Genomic DNA, 18,793 nt, shown 5'->3' with positions numbered 1-18,793 from the left:
CGGTGCTTTTCGCACGAAGCGTCCCGGCCTATAAGCCCCCATGGGCTTCAATCTCGGCAAGCGGCGGCAGGGCGGCGAGACGCGGCGCGAGGGGCAGACCCTTCGCCGCGGCTGGACCACGGGCGCCTGCGCCACCGCCGCGACGAAGGCGGCGCTCGCGGCGCTCCTCACCGGCGAATTCCCCGATCCCGTCGAGATCACGCTGCCGAAGGGCGAGCGCCCCGCCTTCGCCCTCGCCCGGACGATGCTGACGCCGACGCAGGCCTTCGCCGCGATCGTCAAGGATGCCGGCGACGACCCGGACGTGACCCATCTCGCCGAGATCGGCGTGACGCTGCGCCGGGGCGAACCGGGAAGCGGCATCGCGTTTCGCGCCGGCGAGGGCGTCGGCACCGTGACGCTGGAGGGCCTGCCGATCCCGCCGGGCGAACCGGCGATCAACCCGGTGCCGCGCGCGATGATGCGGGCGGTGGTCGCGGAGCTTTGCCGGCTTCACGGCGTGCCCGCCAATATCGAGATCACGGTCAGTGTCGCCGGGGGCGCGGCGCTGGCGGAAAAGACCTGGAACGGCCGGCTCGGCATCGTCGGCGGCCTGTCGATCCTCGGCACGACGGGGATCGTCCATCCGTTCTCGTGTGCGGCCTGGATCCATTCGATTCACCGCGGCATCGACGTGGCGCGGGCGGCCGGACTGCCCCGCGTCGTCGGCGCCACCGGCTCGACCAGCGAGGATGCCGCGCGCCGGCTCTACCCGGATCTTCCCACCGTCGCCTATCTCGACATGGGCGACTTTGCCGGCGGGCTGTTGAAGTACCTGCGCCGCCACCCGGTGCCTGCGCTCACCATCGCCGGGGGATTCGCCAAGTTGACGAAGCTCGCGGCGGGCTCGCTCGATCTCCATTCCGGCCGCAGCCAGGTGGATCTCGCCTTCCTCCTCGCCCTCGTCGCCGAGATCGACGCGGATGCGGCGCGGCGGCTGGGGCCGGCGATCCTGCGTGCCAACACGGCGAAGGCGGTGCTCGACCTCTGCACCGATGAAGGGCTGGATCTGCCGGGGCGCGTCGCCGCGCGCGCGCTCGGTGTGGTGCAAGAGACGCTGCGCGGTGCGAAGGTCGCCGCCGAGATCGTCGTCACCGACCGCGCCGGCACGGTGATCGCCCGTGCGGGGTGAGGCCATCCTGCTTCTCGGCGGCACCACTGAAGCCGTGATCCTCGCCCGGCGGATCGCCGGGGAGCGGCCGGGCGACCGGCTCGTGACCTCGCTCGCCGGCCGCACGCTTGCGCCCGATCGCGGCGAGGGCGAGACGCGGACGGGCGGCTTCGGCGGCGCGGCAGGATTGGCGGCGTTCCTGCGGGAAGAGCGCATCACCCGGCTCGTCGATGCCACGCACCCTTTCGCCGCCGGCATCTCGCGCAACGCGGCTGCGGCGGCCACCGAGGCCGGCATTCCCCGCATCGCGCTCCTGCGCCCGCCCTGGATGCGCGCGGCCGGCGAGCACTGGATCGAGGTTGCCTGCCTTGGAGCGGCACGCGATGCCCTGCCGCTCGGCGCCCGTCCGTTCCTGGCGCTGGGGCGCCAGCATATCGCGCCCTTCCGCCACCGGCCGGACTTGGCGCCGGTGCTGCGCATGGTGGACCCACCGGCCGAGCCCCTGCCCTTCACGGCGACGCTCATTCTCGGCAAACCCGGCGCGAGCGTCGAGGCGGAGGCGGCGCTTCTGCGCGATCACGCCGTCACCCATCTCGTCTCGCGCAACTCGGGGGGCACGCGCTCCCACGCCAAGATCGCGGCCGCCCGGAGGCTCGGGCTCCCCGTCGTGATGATCGCCCGCCCACCGGAGCCGGACGGGCCGCTGGCGCGGGGCATCGACGAGGTGATGGCATGGCTTGGCGGCTGATGCGGCTTGGATGGGGGCGATGGGGTGGCCAGGGCGGATGGCGAGCGGAGCGGTCCGGCACATCGAGGGTGAGGCTGGATCAGCCCTGCTGCGGTCGTCGCCTCAACCCAACTGTGGCCTCACCCTAGCCGCAGGCTCGCTCTCGACCCCACCGCCGCCTCAGTCCGTCACCGCCGCACCCTTAGCCGCCTTGCGGGCGTTCGGGCGCAGGATGTGCGGATGGCTGGCATCGTAGAGCTTGGAATCGACGAAGCCTTCCGCCGCGAGGCCGCGGCCGACGAGGACGAGCGCGGTGCGCGTCAACTTGGCTTCGCGCACCAGGCGGGCGATCGTCGAGAGCGTGCCGCGGATGAAGCTCTCGTCCGGCCAGCCGACGCGGTAGGCGACCACCACCGGGCAGTCCGGCCCGTAGGCGGGGATCGGGCTGAGCTCCCGCTCGATATGGGCAAGGTTGCGGATCGAGAGGTGGATCGCCAGCGTCGCCCCGCTTTTCCCCAGCGTCGCGAGATCCTCGCCCTCCGGCATGCCGGAGGATTTCATCGAGGTGCGGGTGACCACGACGGTCTGGCAGACCTCGGGTACCGTCAGTTCCAGCTTCAGCGCGGCGGCGGCGGCGGCGAAGGCCGGCACACCAGGCGTCACGTCGTAGGGAATGGCGAGCGCATCGAGCCGGCGCATCTGCTCGGCGGTGGCGCCGTAGATCGAGGGGTCGCCGGAATGAACGCGCGCGACATCGAGACCCGCCGCGTGCGCGGCCGCCATTTCCGCGATGATCTCGTCGAGATGCATCGGCGCGGTGTCGAGGACGCGGGCGCCCTCCGGCGCGGCCCTGACGATCTCCTCGGGCACGAGAGAGCCGGCATAGAGGCAGACCGGGCAGCGCTCGATCAGGCGCAGGCCGCGCAGCGTAATGAGGTCGGCCGCGCCGGGGCCGGCGCCGATGAAATGGACGGTCATGATGCGTCTTCCGAAAGGGCGGCGTCGCCGACGAGGCGCGTGCCCGGCTTGGCCGAGTAGCCGCGCGGCGTATAGGCGAAGCGGCGGCCCTCGCCGGTGACGACGACCCGCGTGTTGGTGGAGCCGACGACGACGGTGGTGAGCATGTCGACCTCGTCGACGTCCAGCGCGGCGAGCTCGACGATCCGCACCCGCTCGCCGTCGCGGCCGAGATTGGTGGCGAGGATGACGGGCGTCTCCGCCGGGCGGTGGCGCAGCAGCACGTCGCGGGCAAACGCCAGCTGCGTGCGCCGCTTCATCGACACCGGATTGTAGAAGGCGATGACGAAATCGCCCACTGCGGCCGCCTCGACGCGGCGCACGATGTCCTCCCACGGGGTGAGGAGATCGGACAGCGAGATCGTGCAGAAGTCGTGCCCGAGCGGCGCGCCGGCGCGCGCCGCGGCGCCCTGTAGGGCGGAGATGCCGGGCGAGACGCGGATCTCGATGCGCCGCGCGACGTCCGGCAGATCGCCGCGATCGAGAAGTTCGAAGACGAGCGTCGCCATGGCGTAGATGCCGGCATCGCCGGAGCAGACCAGCGCGACGGTGCGCCCCTGCCCCGCCAGTTCCATCGCATGGCGCACCCGCCGCTCCTCGGCGCCGAGGTCGAAATCATGCCGCGCCTTGCCGTTGGCGAGGGGCCCAAGAAGATCGAGATAGAGCGAGTAGCCGACGAGGTCGGTGGCCTCCGCCACCATCGCCGAGACCTCCGGCGAGCGCCACGCCGCGCTCCCCGGCCCGATGCCGACGACGAAGAGAGTCCCGCGAGCCCGACCGATTTCAGCCGCGTCGAGCGGGCGGCGCGCCTCGGCCAGCGCCGCGGTGGCGCGCGCCGACTTGCGCTTGGGGATCAGGAGGTCGCCCTGCGCGCCGACGGCGGCGAGCGCCGCGCCCTCCGAAACGCCGTGGCATCCCGTTTCGCGGAAGACGACCTCCGAAGGGGTGGCAAGGCGCGGCGCCTCGCGCTCCAGCGTCGGAGCGTCGAAGAAGCGGGCGGGCACGCCGAAATGCGCCGCGACGGCATGGACCGCCGCCTCGTCGGCCTTGAGATCGATCGAGGCGACCGCCGCGAGGCTGGAAGAGCTGACGCCGGCCTCGCGCAGCACGGCCTCGCCCAGCGCGATCGCCTCCGCCGGATCGGTGCCGCGTTCGGTGCCGAGACCCAGCACCAGCGTCTTCGGGCGGTAGAGGAGTTCGAGCGGCCGGGCGTCTCGCGCCTGCGTCGACACCGTCAGGCTGACGCGGCCGTCGTCGGAGACGGGAATGCGCGCGCCCGCCAGCCAGTCCGCCTCGCCCTCGATCCAGGCGAACTCGCCGGCCACCAGTTCGGCCATCACGCCCTTGGCGTCGCCGGGGTTCTCCAGATGCCAGCCCGTGGGCGGCTCGTCGAGGGCGACGCCGAAGCGCAGGTCCCCCGCCGTGGTGACGGCCGCGACGCCCCCGGTGAGCGCGGCGCAGCGGCGGGCGAGATCGTTGGCGCCGTGATGGCCGCCGAGCAGCGGCACGGCGACGGAGCCGTCCTCGGCCAGCGCCACCACGGGCGGCTCGGCCTGCTTGTCGGCGAGGACCGGCGCGAGGATGCGGATGAGCGCGCCCGCCGCCATGATCCCGACGATCGGACGCCCCGCCAGAAAGAGCGCGCGGATGTGCTCGGCGGCGCCGTCGAACAGGATCTTGGCCTCGGGCACGCGGGCCCGCGCCCCATGGATCTCGGCGTCGAGAGCTCCTGCAACGCGGCGGGCGAGCGGCAGCGCGGCGGGCGCGAGGAGGATGAGGGCGGGGCGGGTCATGGGCCGGGCTCCGCGGCTGGGAGGGCCCCGAGAATGGCCGGCTCCGTGCCGCGATAGAGAAGGACGAGGGCGAAATAGGGCGCGGCGTCGCCGGTCTCGGCCAGCGGCAGAATGCGCTCGCCCGGCAGCGAGACGCGCTCGGCATAGACGGCTTGGGTCGTCAGGCCCATCGCGGCGATCAGCGCCTTCACCCGGCCGAAATGGCGTCCGAGCTTGAGGATCGCGACGCTCTCATGGGCTTCGATGCGGGCGCGAAGGGCCTCGTCCGGCAGGGTCGCCGGCAGGATCGCGACCGTGTCGTGCCGCGCGCTCAAGGGGCGGCGGATCGCGGCGGCGCCCGCCATGACCGAGGAGATGCCGGGCACGATCGCCGTCTCGTAGCGGTCGGCGAGACGCGCGAAGAGATAGAGGAAGGAGCCGTAGAAGAACGGATCGCCCTCGCAGAGCACCGCGACGTCGCGGCCGGCATCGAGTTCGGCCGCGATCTCGATGGCTGCCTCGTCGTAGGCGCCCTGTCCCGGCGCGCGGTCGGTGGACATCTCGATGGCGATGGCGATCTCGCGCTGGCCGCCCGGCAGATGCGGCGCGGCGATGGCGCGCGCGAAGCTCACAGCCCCCCGTGCCAGCGGCCCGCCCTTCGCCAACGGATAGACGATCACGTCGGCCGCGCGCAGCAGCCGGAGCGCCTTCAGGGTGAGAAGTTCGGGGTCGCCGGGGCCGAGACCCAGCCCGAAGAGACGCCCGCTCACGGCAGGCGCGCCTTTGTCAGGTGCCAGTGCGTGACGGGCATGGCCGGACGCCAGCCGCGATAGGGGCCGACCGGCTCGGCGCGGTCGACGCCAACCCGCAGGAGTTCGCCGCCATGCACCTCGTGCAGGGCGAGAAGGATGGCTTCCGATTCCAGCGTCACCGCGTGGGCGACGAGCCGCCCGCCGGGCTTCAATGCATTGAAGGCGGCGACGAAGATGCCATCGGTAAGGCCGCCGCCGAGGAACACCGCGTCGGGCGCCTCCAGACCGGCGAACGCGGCAGGCGCGCGGCCCTCGCGAAGGTCGATGCCATGGGTGCCGAGCCGGAAGGCGTTCTCGGCGATGGCCGCGCGGCGCTCGGCCACCGGCTCGATCGCAATGGCACGCGTGCCGGGCGCGGCGCGCAGCCATTCGACGGAGATCGAACCCGAGCCGGCGCCGACGTCCCAGAGGAGATGACCGGGCGCGGGCTCCAGTGCCGCGATGGCCAGCGCCCGCAGCACCCGCTTCGTCATCTTGCCGTCGTGGCGGAAGGCATCGTCCGGCAGCCCGGCGGTGCGGGCGAACTCACGCGTTTCCGGGTCGGCCCGGCATTCGGCGGCGACGACGTTCAGCTCGGCGATCTCGCCGAGATCGAAGGACGCGGCGTCCGTGCTGCGGACCCGCTCGGCCGGGCCGCCGAGATGCTCCAGAATGGTCAGCCGGCTTTGTCCGTAGCCGCGATCCGCCAGAAGCTTCGCGATCGCCGCCGGCGACGCGCCGCCTTCCGAAAGGACGAGCCAGCGCGCGCCCTCCGCGATGTCCGGGTTGAGCGCGGCGACGGGTCGGCCGTGGACGGTGAGGCAGCGCACGTCCTCGAGCGACCATCCGAGCCGGGCGGCAGCGAGCGCGAAGGCGGACGGCGCGGGCAGGATCGCCATTTCGCCGGGGTCCAGCACCTCACGCAACCAGCGCGCCGGGCCGAACCAGCAGGGATCGCCGGTGGCGAGCACCACGGCAGCTTGCCCGCGCGCGGCGAGGATGTCGGCGGCGGACTCGGCGAAGGGCGAACGCCATGGGGTGCGGATGGCCGGATGATCGGCGGAAAGCATGGCGAGATGGCGGGCGCCGCCGAAGACGATCGCGGCGCGGGCCAGCACCGCCGCCTGCTCCGGCGTCAGCGACCCCAGCCCGTTGTCGCCGATGCCGATCACGTGCAGCCACGGCGCGCTCATGCCACACCGCCGCGAAGGCCGGCGGCGAGGGCGTTGACGGCGGCCGAGGCCATGGCGCTGCCACCGCGCCGGCCGTGGAGCGTGACGAAGGGCACGCCGCGTGGATCGAGTTCCAGCGCCGCCTTGGATTCGGCGGCCCCGACGAACCCGACGGGCAGGCCGAGGATCAGGGCCGGGCGCGGGGCGCCCTCGCCCAGCCGCTCCAGAAGGCGGAACAGGGCGGTCGGCGCGTTGCCGATCGCCACCACCGCCCCGTCGAGATCGCTGGTCCAGAGATCGACCTGGGCGGCCGATCGCGTGGTGCCCTCAGCATGGGCGCGCTCGGCGACGCCGGCATCGTTCAGGCGGCAGATCACGGCGTTGTCCGCTGGCAGGTGCCGGGCGATGATGCCGTGGCGCACCATCTCGGCATCGACGAGGATCGGCGCACCCGCCGCGATCGCGGCGGTGCCGGCCGCGACGGCACCGGGCGAGATCACGAGATCGTCGAGAATGTCGACCATGCCGCAGGCGTGGACGAGGCGGATGGCGAGCGCCTGCTCGGGTTCGCTCAGACGCGCCAGCGGGCCGGCGCCCTCATGGCGGATCGCCTCGAAGCTGGCATCGTAGATGGCCTGCGGGTCGCGCAGGTAGGCGGGCGACACGGCGCGCCCCTCAACGCCGCTTCATCGAACGCGGTCCGAGCGGATGGTCGGCATGGGGATAGGGATGGTGCGTATGGCCGTGGTCGCCATGCGCGTGTCCATGAGCGTTCCCTGCCTCGTGCGCATGCGAATGGCCCGCGCCAGGGGCATGGTCATGACCCGCGGCCTCGCCATGCCCATGCACCGCCGTGGGCAGGGGGGCGTGCGGATGATCGTGATCGTGAGCATGGGGGTGGTGATGGCCGTGCTCGTGCGCATGGTCGGCATGATCATGCGTGTGTGCCGCGGGACCATGATCGGCATGGTCGTGATCGTGCGCGTGGTCATGCCCGGCCGCGTGACCGTGATGCTCGTGATGCCCGTGACCGTGGCCGGCTTCACGCGAAGGACCCTGCGATGCCACACGAGACGCACCATCGGCCGCGTGGTCGTGCCCCTCCATCGCCGCCGCCTTGCAGGCGCCGATGCACGTTCCCTCGCAGAACCGGCAGTCGGCGGTGGTGCCGATGCCCTCGACATGATGGTGGTGGCTCTCCTGCGGCAGGCCGACCTCCGCCTCGAAGCCCAGCACCTGCTCGCGGTACTTGCACATCTGGCAGTTCATGTTGTTCGTGCCCTCGATCGTCTCGCGAAGGCGTTCGACGAAGGTCTCTACCACGAGGTCGTGGGCCCCGAGATAGCCGGCTTTCAGGAAGCGGATGTCGGGATGGCGAGCGGCCACAGTGTCGGTAGCATCGTAGATCCGCCGCACCAGGATGCCGGTGAAGAGGAAATAGGGGAATACCACGATCCGCCGGTAGCCGAGGCGCGAGGCGTGTTCGAGGCCGGGATCGACGAGCGGGAAGGTGACGCCGGAATAGGCCGTCTCGCCCCAGCCGAAGCCGAGGCCCTCCCAGAGCATGCGCATCACCTTGGCGACGTTGGAATTGGCGTCGGGATCCGACGCCCCGCGCCCGACGACGACGAGCATCGTGTCGTGCAGCGCCTCGCCGTCGCGCCAGCCGTCGGCCCGCAGGCACTCGCGGATGCGCTCGCCGGCAGCGCGGATCATCTTGGGGTCGATGCCGAGTTCGCGCCCGTAGGTGATGGGCAGGCCGTTGGCGGCGGAATAGGTGTTGAGGACGGAGGGAATGTCGTTCTTGGCATGGCCGGCGGCAAACAGCATGCCGGGCAGCGCCATCACCTCGCGCGCGCCCTCGCCCTTCAGCTTGTCGAGCCCCTCGCGGATGATCGGCTTGGCGAATTCGAGATAACCGTATTCGACGCGCCAGTCCGGCAAGCGCGCGGCAATCTTGACCGAGAGCCCGCGGAACTCGTCCACCGCGCCCTGGTCGCGGCTGCCATGGCCGCAGAGCATCAAGGCCTTCATCGGATCGTCTCCTCAAGTTCGCCGGAGGAGGCGCCGCGCGAAAGACCCGCGGCGTCACGATCCGACAGTTCTCGCGTGCCACCCCCGGATTGGGTCGGCGCATCGCGAAATCCGTTTCGAGCCCCGCGAAGGGGCACCGTCGATGAGGCGCCTCCATGACGGGAAAGCGCGGCAAGGTCAAATCACGGGAGACGGGAAGGGAAGGTTCGGGCCGCTCCCCTCGGCGGTCCGACACGCTGGAGGCATCGGACGGGCAAGGCGAGCGACGTTCGGACCCCGCCGACGATTTCGGGCCGAGGGATCGCAGACCCGCGTCGCGGATCGGAGCGTTCGATCCGGCGGGAGGGACGCTAGAGCGTCTGGAACATCACGAACGCATCGACGGGCCCATGCGAGGGGTGCTCGAAGGCCCGAGGCAGCGTGCCGACGATCTCGAAGCCCATCGCCTGCCAGAGGGCGACGGCGCGATCGTTGGTGCTGACGACGAAGTTGAACTGCATCGCCCGGTAGCCGTGCGACCGCGCCTGATCGAGGGAATGCAGGCACATGGCACGGGCGATGCCCCGGCCGGCGGCCTCGCCCGCGGTGATATAGCCGCAATTGCAGACGTGGCGCCCACCGCCGGCCTGGTTGGGGCGGATGGTGTAGGTGCCGAGCACGACGCCGTCCTCTTCGGCAACGAAAACGGTCTTGTCCGGCCCGAACCAGTAGGCGAGCGCGTCGGCCTCGCTCATGTCGCGATCCAGCGGATAGGTCTCGCCGCGTCGGATCACGGGCGCGATGATCGAGAGGATGGCGGTGCGGTCGCGGTCGGCGGCAGGGCGGATCAGCATGCGCGAGGCGATAGCCGTTCGCGGCGCGTTTCGAAAGGCGTGGGGGCTCGCAACGGGCAAGGAAACGCCGCCCCGAGATGGAGGAGATCGGCCGGTCACAGCGGCTTGACGCTTTGCAACCGGGTTCCGGACGCTGCCGTTTTCCGTTTGCACAATGGACTGGCGAAGAGGTTCAAGATCATGAAGCTGACAGTGCGGGTGCGGATCCCGGCTCCGATCGAGGTCGTCTGGCGGGCGTTCAACGACCCGCACGACATCCTGCGCTGGGATGCCTCGCCGGCGTGGCGCACCGTTCGGGCATCGAACGACCTGCGGGTCGGCGGACAACTTCGGCTCCGCATCGAGCCTCGTGATGGTCAGCCACCGTTCGACTATGGCGTCACCTATACGCGGATCGAACCGATGACGTTGATCGAATGGCGCATGGACGAGGACGGGGACGAGAACCGTCACGTGCGCGTCGAATTCCGCGCCGAGCCGACCGGCATCGTGATGACGCAGACGTTCGATGGAGAGCCTACACCGTCGCCGGACGAGCAGCGACGCGACTGGCAGGGGGTTCTCGACACCTTCGCGCGCTACGTCGCCGCCGGTGAATCCGGACGATGAAGGTCGGCCGTCCGGGACGCCGTCTCATGCGCCGGCCGCTCCTCGTCCACCGGTTTCACGCCGGCCGATCCGGCCTCGATCGGCATCGCCGGGATCCAGCCGCCGCCATCGCGAATCCGCGCTCACGGGCCTCTTGATCACGACGGTGGAAAGTGCCAATTCCCATCTTGTCCCGTCGGCGTTTCGCCGCGCGGGCCATCCCACAACGGACCTTATCGGACCCATGCCCAGCGACAGTCACAGTCGATTGACGTTGCCGCGCGCGTGTCTCGCCGGACGCCCCCTTCCGCGCTTCGCCTGAGGCACCGAGGGCCTGTCTCCGTCGGACGCCGCACGCGGCGCGCGAACGGAGACGACCCATGCAAGACACCATCGATCGCGATCGGCTCTCCAGCCCTGTCCAGACCTTCGATCTCGGCACGCTTCACGTCGCCGACATCGCCGTCCATCTCAACGCGCTCGAGCTCTCCGAGGCGGTGGCGACGCTCGCCGACCTGCCGCTGGAGCAGGCTGCCGCGGTGCTCGACCACGCCTCGCTGGCCGAGCCCACCGCCATCCTCGCCGCGATCGATCCGGCCGCCGCCGCCGCAATCCTCGACGCCATGGCCGCCGACCGTCTCGCCGACCTCTTCCGCGACATGGAGGAGCCGCCGCGCGAGCGCCTTCTGGCGCTGCTGACCGCAGAGACGCGCGCGGTCGTCGCCGCGCTGCTCGCCCACCCGCCGCACAGCGCGGGATCGCTGATGACCACCGAGTTCGTCAGCGTTCCCGCCACCTGGACCGTGGCCGAGACGCTGCGCCATATCCGCGAGGTCGAAAGCGAGCGCGAGACGATCTACGCCATCTACGTGCTCGATCCCGTCAGCCACCGGCTCCAGCGCTCGGTCTCGCTGCGCCGGCTGATCTCGGGCGACCCGGAGGCGCCGGTCGGCTCGGTGGCGCGCTTCGAGCGGCCGATCACGGTGCTGCCGCAGGTCGACCGCGAGGAGGTGGCGCGCCTCATCTCGAAATACGATCTTCTCGCCATCCCCGTGGTGGACGAGAAGAACCACGTGCTCGGCATCGTCACGGTGGACGACATCATCGACGCGATGAGCGAGGAGACGACGGAGGACGTCCACAAGTTCGGCGGCATGGAGGCGCTGGACGAGCCCTACCCGCAGATCGGCTTCCTGGCGATGCTGAAGAAGCGGGCCGGCTGGCTGGCGGTGCTCTTCCTCTCGGAAATGCTGACGGCGAGCGCCATGCAGCACTTCCAGGACGAGCTGGAAAAGGCGGTCGTGCTGACGCTGTTCATTCCGCTGATCATGAGTTCGGGCGGCAATTCGGGGTCGCAGGCCACCTCCCTCATCATCCGCTCGCTGGCGCTCGGTGAGTTGCAGTTGAAGGACTGGTGGCGCGTGGCGCTGCGCGAGGCGCCGACCGGCATGGCGCTCGGCGGCTTTCTCGGCCTCATCGGCGTGGTGCGCATCGCGGTGTGGCAGCAGGCGGGGATCTTCGACTACGGCCCGCACTGGCCGCTGGTCGCCGCGACGGTGGGGCTGGCGCTGGTGGCCATCGTCACCTTCGGCTCGCTGGCGGGCTCGATGCTGCCCTTCGCACTGAAGCGCCTCGGCTTCGATCCGGCAAGCGCCTCGGCGCCTTTCGTGGCGACGCTCGTCGACGTGTCCGGCCTCGTCATCTACTTCTCGGTGGCGACGCTGGTGCTGAGCGGCACGCTGCTCTGAACCGGCATTCCCGGAAGGCCGAACGGCCGGCCTTCCGGGGATCGCGTCCCGCCTCAGGCGGGGATGCGGTCGATGCTCGCCGTGTTCTCGGCCGCAATGCCGTTCTCGGCGTGGCGGAAGTTCGACAGCGCCTCGTAAACCTGGAGGCGTGCCCGCATCACCGAGCCGAGCGGACGGTGCAGGGCCAGCGCGTGAGCGGGTCGGAAGGTCATCACGTCGTCGAAGTAGCGCCGGCGCGCCGCGCTGTCGGCCTCCTGCGCGGGCAGGCGGAGCGTCGCGACGGTGCGATAGGGGCTGTCCTCGGTCGGCCAGTCGACCGAGGCATCCTCGATCGGTTGCGTCGCCGCGTTCGTCCAAAGCTGCACGCGCAATTCGAACACGGCCTCCGATCCCCGGAAAAAGTCGACGGCGGCGTGGCGGAAGCCGTCCTCGTCGCGATGGGGATCGAGCGTCCAGTCCTTCAGCGCCAGTTGCGCCGGCGCCACCGGAAACAGGCCGAGCTTGGCGACATAGTCGCCGTAGCGCAGCGGCGCCTGGCTGAAATAGGGTTCGGCGAGCGGGTGCGAGAAGGGATGGCCGAAGAAGTCGGCCTTCGCGCTCTCGGTGCCGAAGGCATTCAGCACCGTGTTGACGCCGCGCATGGCGGCGGAGACGGCGCTCTTGAACCCTTCGGGCAGCGGCGTCGCCGTGCCGATCATCTTGCCGTCGCGCAGGAAGCCGCTGGCGGTGCCCGAGGGAAAGGTGGTGCCGGTGGCGAGCACGAAGTCCTGCGTCTGCGCCTCGTGACCCGGCAGCTTCTCGCCCGCGACGCCGAAGACCTTGACCGACACGCCGCGATGGGTGGAGACGCGGTCGCCGAGCGTCTCGCCCGGCCCTTGCGCGAAGCGCACCGCCACATCGAACTCGCCGCCCGACGCGAACAGGCCCTGCGCCAGTTCCGGCGGCAGGTTCGGCTCCACCGACAACCGGCCCACAGTGCAGGCGCTGCTCTTGGCATGGCTGGCGCGAACCGCGTGATGCTCGCGCTTCTCGACCGTCCGGCTCGACTGGGTCATGCCCTCAATGATGCCGCGGATCGTCGCCTGCTCGTCCGGCTCGGGCGTCTCGATCTCGGGCGTGTAGCGGAGCGGGGTCATGGCGTTCGCCTTCCGGGCAAAAAGCGCTCGCCTATCCGGCGTCGCATGTTGCATGTCGTTCATACCTGTCGAACCGCTCTCGCCATCCTTCGTTCCCCGGCGAATGTTTGGCGCGCCATCCATCTTGCCCATGACAAGCTCCGGTCTCGCACGCGCTCCCGAACTTGCGCGCGGCGGCGCTTGCGGCCTATGCCCGGCGATCACGCCGCCTGCCGGGATTTCTCATGTCGCCCGAAACGATCTTTCTCCTTCTCGTCGCCGCCGCGTTCCTCGCCGGCTTCGTCGACGCGATCGCCGGGGGCGGCGGCATGATCACCGTGCCCGCCCTCCTCATCGGCGGCTTCGATCCCCTCACCGCGCTCGGCACCAACAAGCTCCAGTCGCTCTTCGGCTCGGGCTCGGCGACGATCTCCTACGCCCGCAACGGGCACGTCGATCTGGCGAGCCTCCTGCCGGCCGCGGCGCTCGCCTTCGCGGGCGCGGCGGCCGGTGCGCTGCTGGCGGCCAATCTGCCGCTCGACCTCCTGCGCACGCTCCTGCCCTTCCTGCTCATCGCCATCGCCGTCTATTTCGCGGTGAAGCCCGGCCTCTCCGACATCGACCGCGAGCGCCGCATCTCGCCCCGAAGCTTCGCGCTCTTCGTGGTGCCGCTAGTGGGCGCCTATGACGGACTGTTCGGGCCGGGCACCGGCTCCTTCTTCATGCTGGCCTTCGTGGGTCTGGCCGGCTACGGCGTCCTGAAGGCGACCGCGCACACCAAGCTCCTGAACTTCGCCTCCAATGTCGGCGGCTTCGCGGTCTTCGCGGCCGTCGGTTCGATCCACTGGAAGCTCGGCCTCGCCATGGGGGTGGCGCAGTTCCTCGGCGCGCGGCTCGGCGCGGCCTCGGCCATGCGCTTCGGGGCGCGGCTGATCCGCCCGCTCCTCGTCACCGTCTGCATCGCGCTCGCGGTCAAGCTCCTGTGGTCGTGAGGCGCACGCCCGCCCTCATGTTGCAGGGCACGGGATCGGACGTGGGAAAAAGCGTCCTCGTCGCCGGGCTCTGCCGGCTCTTCGCCAACGAAGGCCTGCGGGTGCGCCCGTTCAAGCCGCAGAACATGTCGAACAACGCCGCCGTCGCCGCCATTCCCGGCGCCGATCCCGCCGAAGACGAATGGGGCGAGATCGGCCGTGCGCAGTGGCTGCAGGCGCTGGCCTGCCGCACGCCGCCGACCGTCCACATGAACCCGGTGCTTCTCAAGCCGCAGTCGGAAACGGGCTCGCAGATCGTCGTGCAAGGGCGGGTCGCCGGGGCCGCGCGGGGGCGCGACTACCAACGCCTGAAGCCGGCGCTGCTCGCCCGCGTGCTCGAAAGCTTCGCCATCGTCTCGGCCGAGGCCGATCTCGTGATCGTCGAGGGGGCGGGCTCGCCGGCCGAGATCAACCTGCGCGCCGGCGACATCGCCAACATGGGCTTCGCTGTTGCAGCCGACGTCCCCGTGGTTCTCGTCGGCGACATCGACCGGGGCGGCGTCATCGCCTCGCTCGTCGGCACCCATGCGATCCTGCCCGCCGAGGACCGCGCCGCCATCGCCGGCTTCCTCGTCAACAAGTTCCGCGGCGACGTCAGCCTCTTCGACGAGGGGCTGGCCGCCGTCACCCGCTTCACCGGCTGGCCCGCCTTCGGCGTGGTGCCCTGGCTCGCCGGCGCCTCGCGCCTGCCGGCCGAGGATTCCGTCGCTCTGGAGCGGATGGCGCGCCAGCCGGCCGGCGCGGCGGCGGGCGATCTCCTCGTCGCCGTGCCGCGGCTGGAGCGCATCGCCAATTTCGACGATCTCGACCCGCTGCTCCATCATCCCGGCGTCGCCGTCGCCTTCGTCGCGCCCGGCGAGCGTCTGCCCGAGCGCGCCGGGCTGGTGCTCATTCCCGGCTCGAAATCGACGATCGCCGATCTCGCCGCCTTCCGCCGCAACGGCTGGGACGCGGACCTCGCCGCCCATCATGCCCGCGGCGGGCGCACGCTCGGCCTTTGCGGTGGCTACCAGATGCTGGGACGGCGCATCCGCGACCCCGAGGGGATCGAGGGCGAGGAAACCGAGGCCGAGGGGCTGGGCCTTCTCGACGTCGAGACGGTGATGGCGCGCGAGAAGACCGTGCGCCCGGTCGCGGCCCGCTCGCCCGCTGGCCTGCCGATCGAGGCCTACGAGATCCACATGGGCACGACCGACGGCCCCGACCGCACCCGGCCGCTCGCCCTCGTCGAGGGCCGCCCGGAGGGCGCCACCAGTGCCGATGGGCGCGTCGCCGGCACCTATCTCCACGGGCTCTTTGCAGCCGACCGCTGGCGCACGCAGTTCCTCGCCGATCTCGGCGTCGCCGACGCGGGCAGTCGATACGGCGCCGGGGTGGAGGCCGCGCTCGACGCAATCGCGGCGGACCTCGCCCGCGCGCTCGACACGCGGGCGCTGCTGCGGATCGCACGCGGCCGCTGAGAGCCTTATCGTTCGGCGCGTCTGCACGCCCTCGACCCCGAGGCTTACGAAAGTTTCATTGGTCGCCATCCGTCCGGCCGCTAGACTTTCCGCCGAGCACACGGAGAGCCGCATGGACCAGACCCGCCCCCTCGCCGATACGCCCCGTGGCTACGGTCTCGTCAGCCGCGCGCTGCACTGGGGCATGGCGCTGCTCTTCGTCTGGCAGTTCACCAGCGCCATCCTCAGCGTCTTCGCCGAGGACACGGCGATCGAGGGCTTCTTCTGGGGCACGCATTATTCGGTCGGCTTCACGCTCTGGGTGCTCGTGCTGCTGCGCGGCGCCTGGGGTCTCGCCAATCTTCGCCGCCGCCCGGCGCATGAGGGGCCGCCGCTGCAGGCGCGCGCCGCGGCCGCCGGCCATCTCGCGCTCTACGCCCTGATGATCGTGGTGCCGACCCTCGCCATCCTACGCGCTGCCGGCAACGGGCGCGGCCTCACGGTCTACGGGCTCCAGCTCGTGGCGCCGGGCGGCGAGCCGAACCCGGCCCTCACCGCTCCCGCCAACCTCGCCCACGGCTTTCTCGGCTGGACCCTGCTCGTGCTGATCGCCGGGCATGTCGCGATGGCGCTCCATCACGGCCTCGTGCGCCGCGACGGGACGCTCACCCGCATGACACGCGGTTCCGACGCCCGGCCGCTGCCGGCGGCGTGACGCCTCAGCCGGCATCCGCCTCGTCCTCGCCCGCCGCATAGGCCGCGAAATGGTCGGCGAAATCCTTGTGCCAGCGCGACAGGGGCGGACGGTTCTCGATGATGTCGCCCGCCGCCCAACGCATGCGCTTCTCGTCCAGCCGGCGCGGCGTGTCGTTGTCGGGGCACAGAATGTAGAAGTCGCCTGCCTCCAGCCGCTCCATCATGAAGTCCACCGTCTCCTCCGCCGTCCAGGCCCCCGCCGGCTTCTCCGTGTGGCCCCCCTTGGTCAGCCCGGTCCAGACGAAGCCGGGAATGAGCAGCGCCGCCTCCACCTGTGACCCTTCGGTGTTGCGCAGCTCGTGCTGCAGCGCCTCGGTGAACACCTTCACGCCAGCCTTGGAGACGTTGTAGGCGGGGTCGCCCGGCGGCGTCGTGATCCCCTGCTTCGATCCCGTGTTGATGATCAGGCCGGGCTCGCCATGCGCCAGCATCGCGGACCCGAAGATCCGCGTCCCGTTGACGATGCCGCCGAGATTGATCGACAGGACCGCGTCCCAGTTCGCCTGATCCCCGAAGATCGACGAACCCGGCTGAATGCCGGCATTGTTCATCAGCACATGCACCTTGCCGAACTTGTCCGCGATGTGGTCCGCCGTCTTCTGCAGCCCCACCCGGTCGCTGACGTCGCACGCCGCCGCCAGCACCTCGTCCGGCCCGTTCGCCAGCGCCTCGAGCTCGGCCAGCGCACTTTCCAGATCCTCGATCCGACGATCCACGATCGCGACCTTCAGTCCCGCCCGCACGAATCGCTTGGCCGCCGCCAGACCGATGCCCGACGCGCCTCCCATCACGACGGCCGTGTGCAGCGGGGCAAGTGCGGGATGATGCATGACAAATCTCCTCCAATCGTCCGCCACCACATAGCAATCCACCACGCCATTTCGAGCGGCGGCCGGTGGGTGGAATGGCGGGGCTGCCGCCCCGGTCCCGCCCGGGGGGCTGACACCCCCGGACCCCCGCCTTCTTTTGTCGGTCACAGGGAAGGGCCAGCGGCCCTCCCCTGTGACCGAAACAACGGATGGGGATCCAAGGGCCTCAGGCCCTTGGCGGGGTCTGGGGCAGAGCCCCTGTCTTCCCGACCCGCCGCCCTCGGATTGACTTGACCCGGGCGGTGGCTATCCTGCGCGGTGGATGGTCCCGCGTCGCAAGTTGCGTGCGCGGGCTAAGAGGGAATGCGAAGGGCCGACTCAAATAGAGGGCCCGGATCGCAGCCGACCCCGCGACTGTAGAGCGGCGAGGTTCCTCCACCCGGCGGCGACGAGCCACCGGGAAACGCCACTGGGTTCGCCCGGGAAGGCAGGAGACGACCGACGACCCGCGAGCCAGGAGACCTGCCATCCCATGACAGGCGGCCAGCCCGGCCGCCGCCACGGAGGTTGAGCCCATGAATGCGACGCGCCGCACGGCCGTTTCGCCGGACGTCCGATCGTCCCCATCCGTCTCGTCCGAGACAACCCTGTCCACGCGCCTTCTCGGCGCGGCGTCGGCGCTGGCGCTTGGCGTGTTCTTCGTCTGGGGCGCCGGCTTTGCCGGGGCGCAGACGCTGCACGACACCGCGCACGATGCCCGCCACGCGATGGGCCTGCCCTGCCACTGAGGCCGCGCGCCCTGCGGTAGCGTCATGCGAGGGCCGCTCGGCGCTCGAGACCTGATACACCGCTGGCACGACGGCCCGTGCGACCCCGCCGCCATCGCGCGGGTGCGGGTCGACATGGACATGGCATCGATGAACCGAACCGGGGCCGCCCGGCGGAGCGATCTCGCGCGCGAGATACCCGTCGAGGCGATGCGCCGGCTTTTCGACAGGACAGGGATACGATGATCGTCAGAACGCTTTTGGCCGCCCTCGTGGCCGGCATGCTCGCCGGGCTCGCGGTGACGCCTTTTCAACATTGGAAAACGACGCCGCTGATCGTGGCGGCGGAGGTCTACGAGGACGGCGGCAGCGCCGAACACGACCATGCGGCGGGCCTGCCCGCGCTGGTCTCGCCGGCGGCGGCCCATTCGGCGGCGCCCCGTTCACAAACGCATGGCGCCAACGAGGAGGACGCCGGCACGACGCTGGTGGCGAGCCGACTTCTCGGCACCGCGATGGCCAATATCGTGCTCGGCGCCGGCTTCGCGCTGGTGCTGGCGGCGGCGAGCCTTGCCGTCGGCCGGCCGGTCACGGTTCGAAACGGCGCGGTGTGGGGTCTGGCGGGGTTCGCGGTGGTGTCGCTGGCGCCCGCGCTCGGCCTGCCGCCGGAGCTGCCGGCGATGCCCGCAGGGGATCTGGCGGCGCGCCAGCTCTGGTGGGTGCTGACGGTCGGCGCCACGGCGATCGGCCTCGGCCTCGCGGTCTTCGCCGCGCGCCCGGCGGCCAAGCTCGGCGGCGGCGTCCTGATGCTGCTGCCGCTTCTCTCCAGCGCGCCGCATCCGGCCGATCTCGCCAGCCCCATTCCGCCGACGCTGGCGGCCGAGTTCGCGGTGGCCTCGCTCGCCGTCTCCGCCCTTCTCTGGGTGGCGATCGGCGTGGCGCTCGGCTTCGCGCTCGACCGGACGCGCCGTCCCGCCGCGCTCGCGCGGGCGTGACGGCGGGCCGCCGGCATTTCGTCCTCGGCGGGGCGCGCTCGGGCAAGAG

At 71.1% G+C, this 18,793-nt stretch carries 18 protein-coding genes and 1 riboswitch; of the genes, 9 read left to right on the top strand and 9 right to left on the bottom strand.

What is annotated here, in order from left to right:
• Nucleotides 1-40: 40 nt before the first annotated feature.
• Both AUL33_RS07105 and AUL33_RS07100 read left to right on the top strand, forming a co-directional pair.
• Nucleotides 41-1,171: a cobalt-precorrin-5B (C(1))-methyltransferase gene (locus AUL33_RS07105; protein ID WP_062205810.1), complete on the top strand. Its 1,131-nt coding sequence runs from the start codon at nt 41-43 to the stop codon at nt 1,169-1,171.
• Complete coding sequence (locus AUL33_RS07100; RefSeq protein WP_082652388.1) at nt 1,161-1,898, top strand: cobalt-precorrin-6A reductase; 738 nt, start codon at nt 1,161-1,163, stop codon at nt 1,896-1,898. Before AUL33_RS07105 ends, AUL33_RS07100 begins: the two co-directional genes overlap by 11 nt.
• Before the next feature lie 159 nt (nt 1,899-2,057).
• Here the strand turns inward: AUL33_RS07100 and cobM are convergent, their stop codons facing one another.
• From cobM to AUL33_RS07065, 7 genes are all read right to left on the bottom strand, one after another.
• Nucleotides 2,058-2,855, bottom strand: coding sequence for a precorrin-4 C(11)-methyltransferase (gene cobM, locus AUL33_RS07095; RefSeq protein WP_062205807.1), 798 nt, complete (start codon nt 2,853-2,855; stop codon nt 2,058-2,060).
• A complete protein-coding gene (cobJ, locus tag AUL33_RS07090) occupies nt 2,852-4,687 on the bottom strand; it encodes a precorrin-3B C(17)-methyltransferase (RefSeq protein WP_062205803.1) in 1,836 nt (611 codons plus the stop codon). The genes cobM and cobJ overlap by 4 nt, the downstream gene beginning before the upstream one ends.
• Complete coding sequence (gene cobI, locus AUL33_RS07085) at nt 4,684-5,436, bottom strand: precorrin-2 C(20)-methyltransferase (RefSeq protein ID WP_062205800.1); 753 nt, start codon at nt 5,434-5,436, stop codon at nt 4,684-4,686. The genes cobJ and cobI overlap by 4 nt, the downstream gene beginning before the upstream one ends.
• Nucleotides 5,433-6,650, bottom strand: a complete 1,218-nt coding sequence (locus AUL33_RS07080) for a bifunctional cobalt-precorrin-7 (C(5))-methyltransferase/cobalt-precorrin-6B (C(15))-methyltransferase (protein ID WP_062205797.1) — start codon at nt 6,648-6,650, stop codon at nt 5,433-5,435. The genes cobI and AUL33_RS07080 overlap by 4 nt, the downstream gene beginning before the upstream one ends.
• On the bottom strand, nt 6,647-7,294 hold the full coding sequence (locus AUL33_RS07075; protein ID WP_062205793.1) for a precorrin-8X methylmutase: 648 nt from the start codon (nt 7,292-7,294) through the stop codon (nt 6,647-6,649). Before AUL33_RS07075 ends, AUL33_RS07080 begins: the two co-directional genes overlap by 4 nt.
• A 10-nt stretch (nt 7,295-7,304) precedes the next feature.
• Nucleotides 7,305-8,663 (bottom strand): sirohydrochlorin chelatase, encoded by a 1,359-nt coding sequence (locus AUL33_RS07070; protein ID WP_062205790.1) that lies wholly within the window; start codon nt 8,661-8,663, stop codon nt 7,305-7,307.
• A 350-nt stretch (nt 8,664-9,013) separates the two neighbouring features.
• A complete protein-coding gene (locus AUL33_RS07065; protein ID WP_062205785.1) occupies nt 9,014-9,496 on the bottom strand; it encodes a GNAT family N-acetyltransferase in 483 nt (160 codons plus the stop codon).
• Between the two features lie 180 nt (nt 9,497-9,676).
• Between AUL33_RS07065 and AUL33_RS07060 the strand changes: the two genes are divergently transcribed.
• On the top strand, nt 9,677-10,105 hold the full coding sequence (locus AUL33_RS07060; RefSeq protein ID WP_062205779.1) for an SRPBCC domain-containing protein: 429 nt from the start codon (nt 9,677-9,679) through the stop codon (nt 10,103-10,105).
• Nucleotides 10,106-10,464: 359 nt separating this feature from the next.
• Nucleotides 10,465-11,832, top strand: coding sequence for a magnesium transporter (gene mgtE / locus AUL33_RS07055; RefSeq protein ID WP_062205777.1), 1,368 nt, complete (start codon nt 10,465-10,467; stop codon nt 11,830-11,832).
• 53 nt (nt 11,833-11,885) lie between these two features.
• Here the strand turns inward: mgtE and AUL33_RS07050 are convergent, their stop codons facing one another.
• Nucleotides 11,886-12,968 carry a catalase family protein gene (locus tag AUL33_RS07050; protein WP_062206139.1) on the bottom strand — a complete coding sequence of 361 codons (1,083 nt, stop codon included), beginning with the start codon at nt 12,966-12,968 and terminating at the stop codon, nt 11,886-11,888.
• 224 nt (nt 12,969-13,192) lie between these two features.
• Here AUL33_RS07050 and AUL33_RS07045 point away from each other — a divergent pair, with 224 nt between their 5' ends.
• From AUL33_RS07045 to AUL33_RS07035, 3 genes are all read left to right on the top strand, one after another.
• Nucleotides 13,193-13,939, top strand: coding sequence for a TSUP family transporter (locus AUL33_RS07045; protein ID WP_062205774.1), 747 nt, complete (start codon nt 13,193-13,195; stop codon nt 13,937-13,939).
• A gap of 17 nt (nt 13,940-13,956) precedes the next feature.
• The gene (locus AUL33_RS07040; RefSeq protein WP_062205771.1) at nt 13,957-15,438 is read left to right on the top strand and encodes a cobyric acid synthase; all 1,482 of its coding nucleotides are present in this window, start codon (nt 13,957-13,959) and stop codon (nt 15,436-15,438) included.
• A gap of 112 nt (nt 15,439-15,550) precedes the next feature.
• Nucleotides 15,551-16,132 carry a cytochrome b gene (locus AUL33_RS07035; protein WP_062205768.1) on the top strand — a complete coding sequence of 194 codons (582 nt, stop codon included), beginning with the start codon at nt 15,551-15,553 and terminating at the stop codon, nt 16,130-16,132.
• Nucleotides 16,133-16,136: 4 nt separating this feature from the next.
• On the opposite strand, the gene AUL33_RS07030 is transcribed toward AUL33_RS07035, so the two are convergent.
• Nucleotides 16,137-17,003, bottom strand: coding sequence for an SDR family NAD(P)-dependent oxidoreductase (locus tag AUL33_RS07030; RefSeq protein ID WP_062205765.1), 867 nt, complete (start codon nt 17,001-17,003; stop codon nt 16,137-16,139).
• Nucleotides 17,004-17,288: 285 nt separating this feature from the next.
• A riboswitch (cobalamin riboswitch) is annotated at nt 17,289-17,527 on the top strand.
• Nucleotides 17,528-17,557: 30 nt separating this feature from the next.
• Between AUL33_RS07030 and AUL33_RS07025 the strand changes: the two genes are divergently transcribed.
• On the top strand, nt 17,558-17,770 hold the full coding sequence (locus AUL33_RS07025; protein WP_062205761.1) for a CbtB domain-containing protein: 213 nt from the start codon (nt 17,558-17,560) through the stop codon (nt 17,768-17,770).
• A gap of 221 nt (nt 17,771-17,991) precedes the next feature.
• The gene (locus tag AUL33_RS07015; RefSeq protein ID WP_062205754.1) at nt 17,992-18,744 is read left to right on the top strand and encodes a CbtA family protein; all 753 of its coding nucleotides are present in this window, start codon (nt 17,992-17,994) and stop codon (nt 18,742-18,744) included.
• The last annotated feature ends 49 nt before the right edge of the window (nt 18,745-18,793 follow it).

Origin of the sequence: Aureimonas sp. AU12 (genome assembly GCF_001463705.1) — a bacterium.
In the GTDB taxonomy this organism is placed as follows: domain Bacteria; phylum Pseudomonadota; class Alphaproteobacteria; order Rhizobiales; family Rhizobiaceae; genus Aureimonas.
The sequence above is the reverse complement of the archived record's forward strand: the minus strand, read 5'-3'. Positions and strand labels throughout refer to the sequence as shown.